Source organism: Erwinia mallotivora (genome assembly GCF_000590885.1).
Taxonomy (GTDB): domain Bacteria; phylum Pseudomonadota; class Gammaproteobacteria; order Enterobacterales; family Enterobacteriaceae; genus Erwinia; species Erwinia mallotivora.
The window spans coordinates 52,306-70,049 of the sequence record NZ_JFHN01000050.1 but is presented as its reverse complement, the minus strand read 5'-3'; the positions used below and the strand labels follow the sequence as shown (position 1 = coordinate 70,049).

12 protein-coding genes are annotated in these 17,744 nt (G+C 49.5%); 11 read left to right on the top strand and 1 reads right to left on the bottom strand.

All coding sequences use genetic code 11. The features are described 5' to 3' along the window. The first annotated feature begins 20 nt into the window (after positions 1-20). Entirely contained in the window at positions 21-1,838 is a 1,818-nt protein-coding gene (gene asmA / locus BG55_RS11640; RefSeq protein WP_034937799.1) for an outer membrane assembly protein AsmA, read from the top strand. A gap of 39 nt (positions 1,839-1,877) precedes the next feature. Here the strand turns inward: asmA and BG55_RS11635 are convergent, their stop codons facing one another. Next, a complete protein-coding gene (locus BG55_RS11635; RefSeq protein ID WP_034937798.1) occupies positions 1,878-3,464 on the bottom strand; it encodes a TerC family protein in 1,587 nt (528 codons plus the stop codon). Positions 3,465-4,257: 793 nt separating this feature from the next. On the opposite strand from BG55_RS11635, the gene wbaP reads away from it, so the two are divergent. From wbaP to wcaK, 10 genes are all read left to right on the top strand, one after another. Further along, a complete protein-coding gene (gene wbaP, locus BG55_RS11630; protein WP_034937795.1) occupies positions 4,258-5,691 on the top strand; it encodes an undecaprenyl-phosphate galactose phosphotransferase WbaP in 1,434 nt (477 codons plus the stop codon). A gap of 274 nt (positions 5,692-5,965) precedes the next feature. Next, complete coding sequence (locus tag BG55_RS11625) at positions 5,966-7,099, top strand: polysaccharide export protein (protein WP_034937792.1); 1,134 nt, start codon at positions 5,966-5,968, stop codon at positions 7,097-7,099. Positions 7,100-7,114: 15 nt separating this feature from the next. Beyond that, positions 7,115-7,549, top strand: coding sequence for an arsenate reductase/protein-tyrosine-phosphatase family protein (locus BG55_RS11620; RefSeq protein ID WP_034937790.1), 435 nt, complete (start codon positions 7,115-7,117; stop codon positions 7,547-7,549). A gap of 12 nt (positions 7,550-7,561) precedes the next feature. Next, entirely contained in the window at positions 7,562-9,745 is a 2,184-nt protein-coding gene (gene wzc / locus BG55_RS11615) for a tyrosine-protein kinase Wzc (protein ID WP_034937895.1), read from the top strand. A 107-nt stretch (positions 9,746-9,852) separates the two neighbouring features. Next, positions 9,853-10,758 (top strand): glycosyltransferase family 2 protein, encoded by a 906-nt coding sequence (locus BG55_RS11610; protein WP_034937787.1) that lies wholly within the window; start codon positions 9,853-9,855, stop codon positions 10,756-10,758. A 43-nt stretch (positions 10,759-10,801) separates the two neighbouring features. Next, entirely contained in the window at positions 10,802-11,929 is a 1,128-nt protein-coding gene (locus BG55_RS11605) for an EpsG family protein (protein WP_034937785.1), read from the top strand. A gap of 68 nt (positions 11,930-11,997) precedes the next feature. Next, complete coding sequence (locus tag BG55_RS11600) at positions 11,998-12,750, top strand: glycosyltransferase family 2 protein (protein ID WP_034937782.1); 753 nt, start codon at positions 11,998-12,000, stop codon at positions 12,748-12,750. Positions 12,751-12,872: 122 nt separating this feature from the next. Then, a complete protein-coding gene (locus tag BG55_RS11595) occupies positions 12,873-13,907 on the top strand; it encodes a glycosyltransferase (protein WP_034937780.1) in 1,035 nt (344 codons plus the stop codon). 176 nt (positions 13,908-14,083) lie between these two features. Continuing rightward, entirely contained in the window at positions 14,084-16,300 is a 2,217-nt protein-coding gene (locus tag BG55_RS11590) for a phage tailspike protein (protein WP_034937777.1), read from the top strand. A 192-nt stretch (positions 16,301-16,492) separates the two neighbouring features. Then, entirely contained in the window at positions 16,493-17,740 is a 1,248-nt protein-coding gene (gene wcaK, locus BG55_RS11585) for a colanic acid biosynthesis pyruvyl transferase WcaK (RefSeq protein WP_034937775.1), read from the top strand. Positions 17,741-17,744 lie beyond the last annotated feature (4 nt).

Below are 17,744 nucleotides of genomic sequence, written 5' to 3'. Positions count from 1 at the left end.
ATGAGGCGTGAGGGGAAGGCATGAGAAGATTTATTACCACGCTGGCCATTTTGCTGGTGGTAATTGTGGCTGGCATGACGGCGTTAGTGCTGCTGGTGAATCCTAATGAGTTTCGCAACTACATGGTTCAGCAGGTTGAACAGCGTAGCGGTTACCGCCTTGCGCTGAACGGCGATCTCCGCTGGCATGTCTGGCCGCAGCTCAGCATTCTTTCCGGGCAGATGACCCTTACCGCCCCGGGAGCACAACAGCCGGTGGTCAGCGCCAGCAATATGCGTCTGGACGTTAAACTTCTGCCGCTGTTATCCCATCAGCTGGCGGTGAAACAGGTGATGTTAAAAGGTGCGATTATCCGCCTGACGCCTGACAGCGAGACACAGCGTCCGGGGGATGCCCCGGTCGTCCCTTCCGATTCGGTCCCGGAGGAGAGCAGCCCGGGCTGGACATTTGATATCGACCAACTGCGCGTGGCCGACAGCCTGCTGATCTGGCAGCAAAGTAACGGTGAGCAGTTGAACGTCCGCGATTTGAACCTGCAACTCTCCCAGAATCAGCAGCGCCAGGCGCATCTGGAACTGAGCAGTCGTATCAGCCGCGATCAGCGAGAGCTGCTGATGAATCTCACTGCTGAGCTTGATCTCAGCCGCTATCCGCGACAACTTACTGCCGCCATTAACCCGCTCAGCTACCAGTTAACCGGCGCTGATTTACCCAAAGAGGGTTTAAAAGGGCAGGCGAAAATGCAGGCGGAATGGTCTGGCGATAACCGTGCATTCAGCCTGCAAAATCTGGCGTTGAGCGCCAATGACAGTCAGCTGGACGGTAGCATAAGCGGTACGCTGGGCAGCCGTCCGCAGGTGTCGGTTGCTCTGCATTCACCGTTGCTGAACATGGATTCGCTGCTGGGACTGGAGAACCGTGCAGGCAACAGTGCCCAGGGGATTGAGACGCAGCGTGCGGGGCCTGCGCCGGTCATTTCTGCCCCGGAAAATTATGACAACGCCGATTCATTGCTGAACGCGATGGATGGCCGCGTTAATCTGAAGGTGGATAAATTGCGCTGGCGCGGCATGGATTTCGACATGGTCACGCTCAACGGCGGCAGCAAAAATGGCGTGTTGCAACTGGCTACCCTGAACGGGAACGCCGGACATGGCAGTTTTTCGCTGCCCGGTAGCCTGGATGTGCGCACGGCGCAGACTAAAGTCACGCTGCGCCCCGCGTTGCAAAATATTGCCCTGGCCCCTCTGCTTAAAGCATTTGATCTTCCGCCTTCCCTCAGCGGCGATATGTCGCTGACCGGTGACTTTACGGGTTACGGACTGACCGTTCCGGCATTCAGACGGGCCTGGAAAGGCAGCGCAGAGGTAAGTATTGATAACGCGCAGATGAGTGGACTGAACTTTCAGCAGATGATTCAGCGGGCGGTTGAGCGCAGCAGTAACCGTGTTCGCGGGCCGGATAACGGTGATTCGGGGGGGAATCCGCAACATATCAGCGGCAGTGCCACGCTCAGTAATGGTCTGCTGTCGTTTGCTGAATTTCAGGGACACTCTTTGATGTTCGATTACAGTGGTAAGGGCAGTATTAATCTGAGCAGCCAGCAGGCTGATATCACTTTCGGTGTTACGGTGACGCAAGGCTGGCAGGGTGACAGCGAGCTGGTCAGCCGCCTGCAACAAACGCCGGTGCCGCTGCGGATTTACGGGCCGTGGTCGGCCTTAAATTATTCATTACAGGTTGACCAGGTTCTGCGTCAGCAACTGATGGATGAAGCAAAAAAACGTCTTAAGGCATGGTCAGAAAGGAATCAAAACGGCGTGAAAGGCCAGCCGTGATGGTGGCGACAGCCTGAGCCCGCCGCAGAAAATGGTCATTTAATTTTCTGCGGCCTGATGCGGTTCTGAGCTGTCCACCGGCATGATTTGTACCTTCTGTACGCGATGGCTTTCAACCTGGAGGATGCGCAACAGAAAGCCGTTGATATGGATCTCATCACCTTCTTTCGGCACCTGCTGCATATGTTCCATCAGTAATCCGGCCAGCGTGTGATATTCGCGTTTTTCATCCAGCGGCAACGCAACGTGGGCAACCAGGTCCTCCAGCGGCATATGCCCATTTGCTGTCCAACTGCCATCTGCATTGTGTTGAATATCGTAGCGGGGATCGATCTCATTCCCTTCGTTTGGCAGATTTCCGGCGATGGTTTCCATTACGTCACTTAATGTCACCACACCCTCAACCGACCCAAACTCATCGACCACAAAGGCAAAATGGGTGCGTGCAACGCGAAACTGTTCAAGAGCGGACAGCAAAGTCAGCTGCTCCGGAAAAACCAGCGGCTGTCGTATTAGCGTCCGGATATCAAGCTGATGACTGTGCAGAGCCTGATGCAACAGATCGATAATGTGCACAACGCCCAGAGGCTCGTCGCTGTTATCCGTTATCACCAGGCGGGTATGCTGATTTCTGTCCAGTCTGGCCATGATACTTTGCGCCGACTCACTCAGATCAATGTGTTCAGTATCATGGCGAGAGGTCATGATACTGCTGACCGTGCGCTGTCCCATACCCAGCACCTGGGCGATCATCATCCGCTCCTGGACGTTGAACACGGCCTGGTTATCGGGGTGATCGGTCACCAGATAAGCGGTTTCGCTGTCAAGTTCGGCCTGTTCATGCCTGCCGCGCAGCAGACGTAGTACGGCTTCCGCTGTGCGTTTACGTAAAGGCAATTTTGCCGAGAGAAAACGGCGGCGATTAAAGCGGGCCAGCTGATTTAGTGCCTCAATGATCACGGAAAAACCGATGGCTGCGTACAGGTAGCCTTTCGGAATGGTGTAACCAAAACCGTCGGCCACCAGACTGAAACCAATCATCAGTAAAAAGCTCAGGCAGAGGATGACGATAGTGGGGTGGGCATTAACGAAGCGGGTAAGGGGTTTACTTGCCAGTAGCATCAGTAAAATAGCAATAATCACTGCGGCCATCATTACCGCCAGCTGATCGACCATACCCACTGCGGTGATCACCGAGTCGAGTGAAAACACCGCGTCCAGGACCACGATTTGCACCACAACCGGCCAGAATTTAGCGCCATGCTTTTGTGGGTTATCGTCTTCATCTTTTCCTTCCAGCCGCTCATTCAGCTCAATGGTCGCTTTAAACAGCAGGAAAATACCCCCGGTCAACATAATCAGATCGCGGGCGCTGAAGGGGTGTCCGTTGATGAAAAAAAGTGCGGAGGTTAATGAAGAGAGCCAGGAGATGGAGGCCAGCAGCAGTAAACGCATAACCAGGGCCAGCAGCAATCCGGTAATACGGGCGCGGTCGCGCTCAGATGCAGGAAGTTTCTCTGCCAGAATGGCAATAAACACCAGGTTATCAATGCCGAGTACCAGTTCTAAAACCACCAGGGTGACCAGTCCGGCCCAGATTGACGGATCGGCGATCCATTCAAACATCGCATTCACGCCTGTAGTAGAGACAAAAGTGTTGTGATCATAGTTAATCAGAGATTATTTAACAAATATTCCCTGCGTTATGTAACGCCATTTCGTCTTATTGTCAGGAGTCAGCCGTCTTAAAAATAAATTATCCGGATCAATCCTGAAAAATTCCGCCACAGAGTTTTCAGGATTATTCGCATAGGTCAACAAAGCAATCCTGGTGATACTGTCTGGCAGCGGAAGAAGTGATTAAGAATAATCTTAGTCGAACATCGAATAATTCCGATTTTTTGACAAGGGGGTAATGATGGAATGCCTGCTACAGTCTGGAACCAAAGGTAGTCTTAATCCTAAAAGGCAGAGTGGAAGGGCGGTGACTCTTGTAAACAGGCCAGTAATAACTAGTATAGCAACGTGTTACTTAACATCATGACTTGTGCGTTGTTTAGACAGTTTGTGCTCTGTGTTTGTGGCAAAATTAATGAAAGCGTTGATTGAGTGTAAAGGCTTCAGCCGGGCAGTGCGGCACAGGGAAACACCAAACATAGCGCACTGGCAGCTACAAGCCAGGGGCGGTAGCGTGGGGAGTAAGAAAAGGTAATTGTCAATCTGCCTGATTTTTCACCGCCATTGTTACGGTTTTTTCGTTAAATCTCACGGCATGTTGCCTGCGAACGCATTATTTACACAGGCTTCAGGAATATGTTTTCTGTTTTAAACAAACTTAACGAAAATGTGCGTAATTACTTCCTTGTGTTTGTTGGGAATAATAAATCACCGGCTTCTGAATAAAAAATAAGAGTTAACTATGAGTAATATTAAATTTACCTCGAAAGGGTTATTAATCAGATTGTCGTTGTCACTCTCTGACCTCTTTTTCTTTAATGCTTCATTATTCATTGCTATCTGGTTAATGAGCATTCTACCCGGTAACCTGCTCAGCAATTACACTGAACAGGATCTGCACCTGACGATAGTTACTCATATTATTCTTTCTCTGATTTGTATTGGATGGTTCTGGGTTCGACTGCGCCATTATACCTATCGCAAACCTTTCTGGTTCGAACTGAAAGAGATATTCAGAAGCGTCCTGATTTTTTCTGTTATCGACCTTTCAATAACTGCGCTCTCTCAGTGGCAGCTTTCTCGCTGGACCTGGATACTCACCTGGATTCTGGCCCTGGTATTTATCCCGGCAGGACGCTCGGTGGTGAAACGTCTTCTCAATCACTACAACCTGTGGAAACGCCAGTCGATTATTATCGGCAGTGGTAAAAATGCCGAAGAAGCCTGGATGGCACTGCAAAGCGAAGAAATGATGGGCTTTGAAGTGGTGGCGTTCTTTGACGTTGATGGCTCAACGCCTGCGCTTGAACTCTTCTCCACGCCGGTTATCCGCACCGAGGAAGAGTTGTGGCAGAGGGTTGACAGCGATACACAGTTTATCGTGGCAGTGGAGTTTGAGCAGAGCCAGTATCGCGATCTCTGGTTAAAAAATCTGGCAAAACATAACTGCCGCTCGGTTTCCGTGATACCTTCTTTGCGCGGCGTTCCACTGTATGGCACGGATATGGCTTACATTTTCAGCCATGAGGTAATGATTCTGCGGGTCAGCAATAATCTGGCAAAACGCACATCGCGCTTTGTTAAAAGGGCATTTGATATCGTCGGTGCGATGGCCATTATGCTCGCGCTGATGCCCGCCCTGGCGGTACTGATCTTCCTGGTTTCACGGGATGGCGGTAGCCCGATTTATGGACATGAGCGTGTCGGTCTGAACGGACGTAAATTCAAATGTCTGAAGTTCCGTTCGATGGTGGTGAATTCAAAAGAGGTGTTGGAAGAAGTTCTGCGCAATGACCCTGTTGCCCGTGCAGAATGGGACAAAGACTTCAAACTGAAGAACGATCCGCGTATCACCCGTGTCGGACATTTTATTCGCAAAACCAGTCTCGATGAATTACCTCAGCTGTGGAACGTGATCCGCGGTGAGATGAGTCTGGTCGGTCCCCGGCCGGTTATCGAAGATGAGCTGGAGCGCTACGCGGGGGATGTGGATTATTACTATATGGCGAAACCAGGGATGACCGGACTGTGGCAGGTCAGTGGCCGTAATGACGTGGATTATGAAACCCGTGTCTACTTCGACTCCTGGTACGTTAAAAACTGGTCGCTGTGGAATGATATCGCCATTTTGTTCAAAACAGTTGGCGTTGTTCTCAAGCGAGACGGTGCGTATTGATACGGGTGGTCTGTCCACAAGGTCGATGGAGGGCCGCCGCTGAAGTATCATTTCCAGTTACCTGTCAACGTGTTGCATGATGGACATCTTTTATGGCGAATGTTGGGCGTCGGCTATAATCGAACCGGCAAGGCATAAGAAAGTAAGAGGGAATATATGATAATGACCAACAGTTTCAGGGCTTGATCGGGTGATTCACCTTAATACTTTTGCATGACGCTACACTGCGGCGGATGCGCCACTATCATTCAAATTACTGATAGCGATGAGATAGATGATTACAATCAAAACGAAAGTGTTACCCTTGTTGATTACGGCTACCCTTCTTTCCGGATGTACAATTGTGCCCGGTTCGACGCTTTCCACCAGCGGAAAAGATGTTATCAAACAGCAGGATAGCGACTTTGATATCGATAAATACGTCAACGTTTTTCCCTTAACGCCCGGCCTGGTAGAGCAGCTGCGTGTAAAACCGACGGTCGCCAGACCTAATCCGGAATTGCAGAATGAGTTGCAGCGCTATGAATATCGCATTGGCATTGGCGATGTTCTGACGGTCACCGTCTGGGATCACCCTGAATTAACCACCCCGGCGGGGCAGTATCGTAGCGCCAGTGACACCGGCAACTGGGTGCACTCTGATGGCACTATTTTCTATCCCTACATTGGACGAGTCAAAGTGGCAGGGCGGACCGTACAGGAAATCCGCAGCGAAATCGCTTCACGTCTTGCACAGTATATTGAAAGCCCACAGGTTGACGTCAGCGTTGCCTCTTTCAAATCGCAAAAAGCCTACGTGACGGGTGAAGTGACCACCTCAGGCCAACAGCCAATCACCAACGTTCCTCTGACTATCCTTGATGCGGTCAACGCAGCCGGTGGCCTGACGCAGAATGCAGACTGGCGCAATGTGGTACTTACGCACAATGGCCGTGAAATGCCGATCTCTCTTCAGGCACTGATGCAAAATGGTGACCTGTCGCAAAATCATCTGCTTTATCCTGGCGACATCCTTTATGTTCCGCGCAACGACGATCTGAAAGTCTTTGTGATGGGTGAAGTGAAACAGCCGGCCACGCTGAAGATGGACCGCAGCGGTATGACACTGGCAGAAGCGCTGGGCAGTGCACAGGGGATGGATCAGGGTGCAGCAGATGCAACCGGTGTCTTTGTTATTCGTCCGATTAAAGGCGCAAACCGCACCCGTATTGCCAATATTTATCAGCTGAACGTTAAAGATGCTTCCGCCATGGTTATGGGATCAGAGTTCCAGCTGCAACCTTATGACATCGTCTATGTCACCGCGACGCCACTGGCGCGTTGGAACCGTGTGGTTTCTCAGCTGGTACCGACCATTACCGGCATCTATAACGCCAGTGAAAATGCGCAAATTATTCATAACTGGTAATCAGCGGAGAAGCCCATGATTAACTCAATCCTGGTAGTCTGCGTCGGCAATATCTGTCGTTCCCCCACGGGGGAACGAATGCTCAAAGCGGCGTTACCGAATAAAAAGGTTGCGTCAGCCGGGTTGCATGCCGTGGTGGACCACCCGGCTGATGACACTGCCAGCAGTGTTGCCAGTGAACATGACCTTTCACTGGAGGGGCATGTTGCTCGCCAACTTACTTCGGCTATGTGTCGGGATTACGATTTGTTGCTGGTGATGGAAAAGGGACATATCGATCAGATCAATCGTATTAATCCCTCCGTACGTGGCAAGACCATGTTATTTGGCCACTGGCTTAATCAACAGGAAATAGCGGATCCCTATAAAAAAAGCCGCGATGCCTATGAAGCCGTGTACGTATTACTTGAAAACGCTGCCCAGAAATGGGTCAACGCATTAAGCCGATAATTGGGATTATCCATGAATATAAAGAGTAAGGCATCGTCAGCGTCGCATGAGGAGTCCACCGGGTGGGACCTGGCGCACATTGTGGGACAACTTGTTGATCACCGTTGGATTATTGTTGCTGTTACGGCTTTATTTATGCTGCTCGGCACATTGTACAGCCTGTTTGCCACCCCTATTTACAGCGCCGATGCGATGGTGCAGGTGGAAAACAAAAATGTAAATACGGTGCTGAATGATCTTCAGTCGATGATGCCAAATGCGCAGCCGATGTCAGCCACCGAGGTTGAAATTGTTACCTCACGTATGGTGATTGGCAAGACGGTAAAAGATTTAGGGCTGGATGCACTGGTACAACAGAATTACCTGCCGGTTATTGGCAAGGGCTTATCCCGCTTACTGGGTAATAAACCTGGCGAAGTGGACGTAACCCAACTCTCCGTCCCATTAAGCTGGGAAAAACCGCAGCTTTCCCTTGAGGTCACGGGTGCTGACAGTTACACCGTCAGTAAAGATGGCGACGAACTGTTTAAAGGTAAAGTTGGGCAACTGGAGAACCATGGCGGCGTTACCATGATGGTGAAAAGCATTGTTGGGGTTAAGCCTGATACCAGTTTCACCGTGACCAAACTGACCGATTTACAGGCTATCAGCCTGGTGACTAACAATCTCACCGTTGCCGATAAAGGCAAAGATACCGGCGTTCTGGGGCTGGAGTATTTGGGTGAAGATCCGGTGCAGATTAGCCGGGTACTGAACCAGATCGTCACCAATTATGTTGATCAGAATATCGATCGCAAATCGGCTGAAGCGCAGAAAAGTCTGGAGTTTTTGAAGATTCAGCTGCCGGACGTACGTGCCAAACTGGATGAGGCAGAAGATAAGCTCAACACCTTCCGCCGCCAGAATGACTCTGTAGATATGTCTATGGAAGCGAAATCGGCGCTGGACTCCTCTGTCAGTATCCAGAGTCAGCTGAATGAGCTGACCTTCCGTGAAGCTGAAGTTTCCCAGTTATTTACCAAAGATCACCCAACCTATCGTGCGCTGTTGGAGAAACGTCAGACGCTGGTTGATGAGCAGAAGCGTGTTAACCAGAAAATTGGTCAGATGCCTCAGACCCAGCAGGAAATTGTGCGCCTGACACGTGATGTTCAGTCCGGTCAGGAAATCTACATGCAATTGCTGAATCGTCAGCAGGAACTGAATATCAGCAAAGCCAGCACGGTTGGTGATGTGCGCATCGTAGACCCGGCAGAAACGGCCGCAGCGCCCGTTGCACCGAAGAAACTCCTCGTGGTGCTGGCCAGTATGATCCTGGGCATGATGGTCTCCGTGGGTGTCATTCTGCTGAAAGCCCTGTTTCATCATGGTATTGAGCGTCCTGATGAGCTGGAAGAGCGCGGGATCAATGTGTATGCCAGCGTTCCTCTTTCTGAGTGGCAGAGCAAACGCGATGGCGATATGTTGGCGCGTCGTACGGGGCATGGCAAGGTTGACGCAACTAACTCACTGCTGGCACTCGGCAATCCAACCGATCTTTCTATCGAAGCAATTCGCAGCCTGCGTACCAGCCTGCATTTCGCCATGATGGAAGCTAAAAACAACATTCTGATGATCACCGGGGCCAGTCCGGGCATCGGGAAAACGTTTATCTGTTCGAACCTTGCGACGCTGGTGGCAAAAGCCGATCAGAAAGTGTTGCTGATTGATGGTGATATGCGTCGGGGTTACACCCATCAACTGCTGGGTGCAAACAATAAAACAGGCCTGTCTGACGTGCTGTCAGGCAAAACGGAGTTCAGCAGCGAGCTGGTCCAGAAGGGTGCCTGGGGATTTGATTTCCTTCCCCGTGGTCAGGTGCCGCCGAACCCCTCTGAACTGTTAATGCACAACCGCATGAACGAACTGCTGCACTGGGCGAGCATGAATTACGACCTGGTACTGATTGATACACCGCCAATTCTTGCCGTTACCGATGCCTCGATCATTGGTAAGCTGGCCGGAACGTCACTGATGGTGGTTCGCTTCGAGACTAACACGCTGAAGGAAGTGGAATTCAGCTACCGCCGGTTTATGCAGAATGGTATCGACATTAAAGGTGTCATTCTGAATGCCGTGGTTCGCAAAGCGTCGAATGCGTTTGGTTATGGCTACGATTATTACGACTACAGCTATAAACAGGATGCAAAAAGCTAAGTAATCATAAGGAACCTTTTTATCTGCTGACAAAAGGTTCCTTATTCATTTTGAATTCGTGTGTTTTCCGGGCCGCTTTGTCTGGACGAAAAAAAAGGTACCTGAGAATGAAGGATATTTTCTTCTCGATTGTTATTCCGGCCTACAATGCTGCTGAATCGATCGTGACCACCCTGGATTGTGTGGCCGCGCAGACTTATCAAAATTTCGAAGTCATCATCATTGACGATAAATCCGCCGATGCAGAAAAGCTCGCCGAGGTAGTCAGGGCAGAGAAATACAGTCAGCTTAAAATTCAGCTGGTGCTTTCTCAGGAAAAACTGTTTGGTTCCGCTGCCCGTAATAAGGGTGTTGAGCTGGCGACAGGCGACTACATCTGTTTTCTGGATGCGGATGATGAATGGCATCCGGAAAAATTACAACAGTCGTTGCATACCATTGCCGAACTTGACGCGCAGGGCAGAGAGAAAACGATTATTTACAGTCAGGTAAATATCATTCAGGACGGTGAGTTTCTGAAGGTGATGCCGATGCAGCCGGTTTCTGAAAATGAGACCGTGGCGGAATACCTGTTTGGTTGTTATGGTTTTATTCAGACCAGCACCATTGTTCTGAAGCGGGAATATGCCCTGGACATCCAGTTTGATCCCAAATACATCCGTCACCAGGATTACGACTTCTGTATTCGTGCTGATAAAAAAGGCTATAAATTTGTAATGATTGCCACGCCGCTGGCAAACTATCATTTAGTCAGTAAATTTGGATCAAAGCAGAAAGGGGAGTCGGTTAAATATTCCTTTTTCTGGCTGGATAACATGAAGCCCTGGCTTACCCAGCGTGATATTAACACCTATAAAGCCTATAAGTTGCCTCTGCGATACAAAATGGATGGCAAATCTTTTCAGGCCACTCTCAGTTTCGTCCGCTATTTCTTCTTAACTAATAAAGATAACCGCACCTACTTTATCAATCGTCTGAAGGATAAAATCAGAGCGCGTCTGGGCGGAAAATAGTGTCAGTGTTTAACCTTACTACACTGACTTTTTGGGGAAAAGAATGGCCATATACTGGGTAATAAGTTACACACTGCTCGTATTTTGTATTTTTGAACTGGCGACCATTAACCAGTTAACGCAGCCCAAAACCAAAATTATCGTTACCTATTTCTTTTTTATCGGCACGCTCATACTCATCCTGCTGGCAGGAATGCGTGGGCCAAACTCAGGCATAGACGACTGGCAATATCTGGGGTTCTTCCACGATTTTTCCCGTCAAACCAGTATGAGTGGGTTTGCTGCTGTAGCGGATATCTACCGCTATGAAAATGTGTTTATGCTACTGGCATGGGTGCTGAGCTGGTTTACCCATGAAAGCTACTATTTTCTGCTGTTTATCGCCTTTGTTGCGGTATCGACCAATGCATGGGTATTTAAAAAATACTCGCCATTAATTCTGTGTTCACTGTGTCTTTATTCTGCACACCTGTTTATCAATAAAGACATGAATCAAATCCGCTTTGGTCTTTCCAGCGCCTTTGCGGTGGCCGCAATTTGTACTGCTGCGGGCCGTCGTTATGTGGTTGCATTTATTTTTCTGCTGCTGAGTTCGCAATCACAATCTACCGGATTTGTCACCGTGGTGGTGGCACCGTTCCTGTTTATCAAAGAGCGGAGATACTTTGGCATCATCATGGTTTTCGCCGCGATCCCATTGGGCCTGGTAGGCGGTAAAAAGCTGTTCCTTGATTCGCTGGGGATTGTGCCTAACCTCGGCGATCGGGCAATGGCCTATAGCGGAACGGAGTTTGATGCGGCATTGCCGGTATTCAGTCTGGCGAATTTCAAAAACATTGCCTTTATTATTTTCTTCACCCTGGTTTATTTCCGTAAACCGCTTATTGAAGCCAAAGACCGGCTGGTTTATATCCTGCTGATGGCCTATTCCGCCGGGGCCGCAATTCGTATTATCTTCTCTGACTTCTCAATTCTGGGAGGCAGGGTAGGGAACCTGTTTTTACACACCGAGCCGCTGTTGCTGGCTTTCTTAATGACGCGGATCAGGAATCCAATTCTGAACTTTATTTTGCTGGCGGGCATGACCACCTATTATCTGGCTTATAACACGATCCTTTCCGTTCAGTCGGTAAATGGTTACAGCATTGCTCCCCTGTTCAGGTTCTTCTGATTCACAGGCCAGGTTAACTGGCCTTTTTTATATTTATACCCGTCCACGATACAGAAGCAGGATTTCAGATGAACAATCAAATCGGCACAGTTGGCATTGTCATTCCCATGTACAATGCTCGTCACACCGTATTGCGTGCGGTACAGTCGGTCATTGATCAAAGCTGGACTGACTGGCGGATTTATCTGATTAACGATAAATCTACCGACGACTCACTGGCTTTTGTCCAGGAAAATTGCCGCGATCCCCGTATTACTATTCTCAGCAACGAAGTAAATCTCGGTGCGGCCGAAACACGCAACGTCGGGCTGAAGGCAGCCAGCGAAGAGTTTATTGCTTTTCTCGACAGTGATGATGAATGGGAAAAAGATAAGCTGATGCTACAGGTTCAGGCACTGGCGGCGGGTGATGACCTGGTTATTTCGCATTACGGCTATAAGTCGCGTACCAAAGCCTATGACGTCACCTGGAACAAACCCTACCTGATGAAAGAAAGCTTCGTGAAAAAGCAATTTCGGATTTGCTTTTCATCAGTGTGTTACCGTCGTCCGTCACGAACCATCCTGTTCCATAAAAAAGGCCACGAGGATTTTTTATTCCTCTATGAATTATTCGACCAGTATAAACAGGCAAGAGTGATTGAACGTAATCTGGTCAATTATTATGAGCTGGGTGACTCACTGTCGCGTAACAAAAATAAGGCCGCGAAGTGGCATCTGGATTTATTAAGATTTATCTATAAAAACAATCCGCTAAAAGTGTATTACTATTATGCTTGGTACATGGTTAATGGGGTTCTGTTCACTTTGAAGCACAGATAAGTTGCCAGCTTGAAACGTTTCAGTCTTGCAATGACAAACGCAGTATCTGCACCTGGTCGTCGCCCCTGGCAGCGGTACGGGACAGATTTTTACATTGATGTGATTGAGGTGGCGAGTCCGCGATGAAAAAAATAGTGCTGGTGATAAAAGATGCTTATTCCTGGGCCGGAACCGAGAATATTTGCAACTTCATGTCGGAGTGTCTGGGCGACGAGCATGAGGTATTTGTTTATTCGCTGGAGGGGGCGGGTGAACCTTTTTATCCCTTCGAAAAGGTGAAGCAGATTGTCAGTTTTGCAGGTGAGAAGAATCCGATCCGCAGCGCAGTCCAGCGTATTAATCAGCAGAATTTTGATGCGGTCTTTTTGATCAGCATGGGTCGCCTCAGCGTGATGTTTGCCCTCTGGAGCCTGCTTTCTTTACGCAAGAAGAAAGCGAAAACCTATGCCTGCGAACATATTGCCATTAACTCCTTCAGCAAACCCATTAAGTTGCTTAAATACCTCTTCCTGCGTTATTACGACCGCGTGCTGGTTCTCACCGACAAAGATGAAAAGGTGTTAACGCAGTGGGGCATACCTGCGAAAACCATCCCCAATCCCATTGTTTATAAAAATTATCAGCGCACTGAACGCACGTTTCAGGCGCTGGCCGTCGGGCGTCTTGATTTTCAAAAAGGCTTTGACCTGTTACTGGACGTCTGGAAGGGGTTCCAGGCCACTAATCCACAGTGGAAACTGGTGATTGCCGGTGACGGCGAACTGAAAAATGAGCTGGTGGCGAAGGCGTCAGCGCTCGATATCAGTGACAGCGTCAGCTTTGTCGGCAAGGTCGCGAATATCAACGACTATTACCGGGACAGTGATATGGCGTTGATGACATCGCGCTATGAGGGGCTGCCGCTGGTATTGCTGGAGGCAAAATCCTGGGCACTGCCGGTGGTGGCTTACGACTGCCCGACCGGCCCACAGGAAATTATCAACAATAATCAGGATGGCTTTCTGGTGGCGATGAACGATCGTGCAGGCTTTATCGAAAAGATGAATCAGCTTGCTCATAACGACGAATTGTTCTTTGCCATGAGTGAAAAAACCAGAAACACTGCGCTGAAATTTGACGGCAACGTGATTAAGCAATCCTGGCTCGCGCTTGTTTAGTTTAACTATCTGAATCTCTGCCTTTAATTGCCAATATACTCATCTTCACTCCCTGTTCCGACAGGCGTCCGCCAGCAGGCGCATCGGTATGGGCGGGTGTGGCAGTTAGCAGGCGAGAGTGCCTCTGGAAATCACATTTATGCTTATCGGCACATGACTACTATGGGATTACATCAATGAAAAGAAGAGAATTAATTACCGGGTTCTCGTCGATTCTTGCAGCCCTTTCTGTGAGTTCGTTTTCCAGCCAGGCCGCAAAAAAGGACGCTTCCGTCTCCCTGACCGACGTGCAGGCGGGTGATATACCCAAGGGAGATGTCCCTGTCCTCACGCCGGAATCGGTGTACGCCATGCCACAACGTTTCTGGCAAAACTTCAGCGGCAAACTTTACATTGGCAAGGTCGGGACTGACCCAACCCAGCCGGGTAATCTGACCGACCTGTTTCTGCGCAGTGCCAGCGGCAAACTGTCGAAAATTGCCCAACCCGTTGCGTTAAATAAAGGCAACTTTGAGCATTTTATTGCCGATAACGCGGCACTGATCGCTAACCCTGCGCACTCGATGGCGGTGGTGGATGATTCCGGTAGCGTCCTTTTCAATATTCCTGACGTCACCAAACCCGATGCGTCCGGGTTCAGCCAGCGTCTGTCCCAGCCAGCGGGCTACCAGCTGATTGGTGAGATCGCTTCTGTCGCCGACCTGCGTAAAACACGTCCGCTTTTTGAAGGCGCGAAAGTTAAACTGAGCAGCTGGCATGAAGGTCTTGAAGTGGGCGGCGGTGAATTTATTGGCAGCCTGAGCAATGGAACGGATGATGGTGGGCTGAATTTTGCCGGGGCAGGCTTTCACTGGCGCCGCGTTGTGCATGACTTTAACCGTCTGACACTGTTTGATTTTGGTGCCAGAGATGACGGCAAAACCGACACCGCACCGGCGATTAAAGCGATGTACAACTGGTCGGTAAAAGCCGATCAACCTATCTGTGTGCAATTTCCTGCCGGGACTTTTTTTGTCAGCAGCTGTGATTTTTCAGCGGAGTCAACGCGCTTTTTCCGCGTCTCCGGGGCGATGGTTAACTTTGGCTATTTCCCTGCCACTACGCTGGTTTCAGACGGTAAGTCTGAGTTTATTTTCCAGGTTAATTCACGCTGGGTAGAAATCAGTAATCTGATTGTTAACGGTCATACGGATAAACAGCCAAACAGTCAGGGCTTCTTCAGAAACAAATGCGCGGGTGGGCAGTTTTTCCGCGGCGCCTGTCTGCGTTTTGACAATATTGGCGGCACCTCGCTGCACCTGATGGATACGCTGGATTGTAAAATTGACCAGTGGTACGCCAGTAAATGTACCGGAGATGTGATTAAAGCCGTCTGGTCAGGTCAGAAACAGGGGAACTGGGATCACAGCACGGCGATTGAGCTCTCTAACTTTAATGCCCAGTACTGTACGAAAGGGATGGTGCTGAATCTGGATCGCTGTAGCCAGTCAATCATTCATAACGGCTGGATTGAGCATTCAGATAATCCGGGCAACATCTCCAACGGACAGTGGATTATTGATGCGCTGAGCATTGAAACCTGTAAAAACCCGCTGATCGCACACAATTCCCGTCTGAATATGCGCCAGACCAATTTGCAGGCTGGCAGCTGGATTGATAACTCTTCTGCCGAAGGTGCCTGGCTCTCGGCCTATGAACAGGGTTCAACCCGGGTTGAATCCTACGGCGTCGCTGTAGATGGCAGCATGAAGTACAACTATCTCACCTCACGCTTTCGCCTGGTTAACAACACCAACCAGGAAAAATGGTACGAACTGGGCAACATTTTTACGCCGGATGTGGGTGACAGCTGGGAAATTGAGATCTTTGGTCAGGCCGCTTTCAACAACGGCACCGATAAGTCAGCGTTGCAAAAAGTGGTTGGTGGAAGTACCACCGGCGGTAAAGCGATCATCAGCCTGCAACGCAAGGCTCACCGTGCTGAAGGAAGCTGGCATGCTGAAGGGTCCAGCCCGGTCCTTGATGTGATGATTGAAACCCCCTACGACACCGACACGCGGGTGTTTATCAAACTGGCAGGTTGGGTGGCTTCAGCGGGTGTGCTGATGAAGTCGACGGCGAAAGACCGTTTTCTGACCGGCAAATGCGCGCATTTTGTCAGCAAAATGCAGGAAGTCGCAAAGCCTTCCGGCTCCAATATGCACGACCTTGTGCAACGCTTTACGCTGCACAATGGTAAAGCCGGTATCGGCGCGAATGAGCAGGGCGATCTGCTGATGCAGTCGCGCCTGTTGAAAGCAAGTGAAGTGGATACGTCGCAGGCGCAGGGCTTTGTCTCGATGGTCATTAATGGCCAGCAGGTAGCAGTGCCCTATTTTGCCTTAAAAAAATAATCAGGCCGGAGCGGCGACCTTCTGGTTGCCGCGCGTCATGCCACGCAGTTTAACAGGGCTGCATGGGCTTTTTCAGACTCTGACTACGCCGTTATGTCTGGCTACAGAAGTAACCGGGTTAAAAAAATACTTATTATTTAGTTATTTATTATTTGTTCTTATCTGCGGTATAGCAGCTTTCTGGAGTGTTTTATGAAGATTTTATTAGTCGGCAACCATACCTGTGGTAACCGTGGTGATGGTGCTATTTTGCGCGGTCTAATCGATTCTCTCGGGCAGGTAAAAAACGATCTTGAGATTGATGTCATCAGCCGTTATCCCGTCAGTTCCGGTTATTTGCTTGGGCAAACTATTTTGCCGGATGAGCTTTTTCTGGAACTGAAAAAAGGTAAAAACAAGCTGGCTGACAAAGTCAGACGGCGGCTGATGCCAAAAATTATGATGGCGCATATCAGTGGTCGTGGCTGGCATAAACTTCTGCCCGTGCCGAAATATCTGCGTGATTTCAGCGACAAACTGCAACAGTATGATGCGGTGATTCAGGTGGGTGGGTCTTTCTTCGTTGATCTCTACGGTCCACTGCAATTTGAACATTCGCTTTGCGCTTTGCTGGCTAAAAAACCACTTTTTATGATCGGTCACAGCGTCGGGCCTTTCCAGAAAAAAAGTTTTAATGAGATTGCTAATTTTGTCTTTTCCCGCGTGGATCGTCTGGTGCTGCGTGAAAGCGTTAGTCTGGAGATGATGAAGCGGGGCAATATTACCACTCAGAAAGTTATTCCCGGTTCAGATACCGCATTTCTGGTACGCGCCCGTCAGGTTGAACAGCCCGGCCACAATCTGTTGCACTGGCAGCAGGTCATTGCCGCAAATAAAACCATCGCAATTACCGTGCGTAAGCTCGCTCCTTTTGACAAACGTCTTGGGGTAACGCAACAGCAGTATGAGATGGCATTTGCCAGGGTTGTTGATGCAATGATTGAACGCGGTTATCAGGTGGTTGCGCTCTCCACCTGTACCGGCATCGACAGCTATGGTAATGACGACCGTATGATAGCCATCACCTTGCGCGACCACGTAAAGCAAAAAGATAAATATCATGTGGTGATGGATGAGTTTAACGACCTCGAACTGGGTATGCTGCTGGCACAGTGTCATCTGACTATTGGTACGCGTCTGCACTCCGCCATTATCTCGATGACTTTCGGTACGCCAGCCGTTGCAATCAACTATGAACATAAGTCGCTGGGTGTCATGAACCAACTGGGACTGCCTGATATGGCGACAGATGTGAAAAGCCTGATGGATGGCACGATTATTAATAAAGTAAACGGCATTCTTGATAATTATGATGCCGTTAAACAACAAGTTAACAGCGCTGTTTCCGAAGAGCAGAAACGGGGCAATCAGATAACTGAAGATATCCTGATGGTGGGTTGACCAG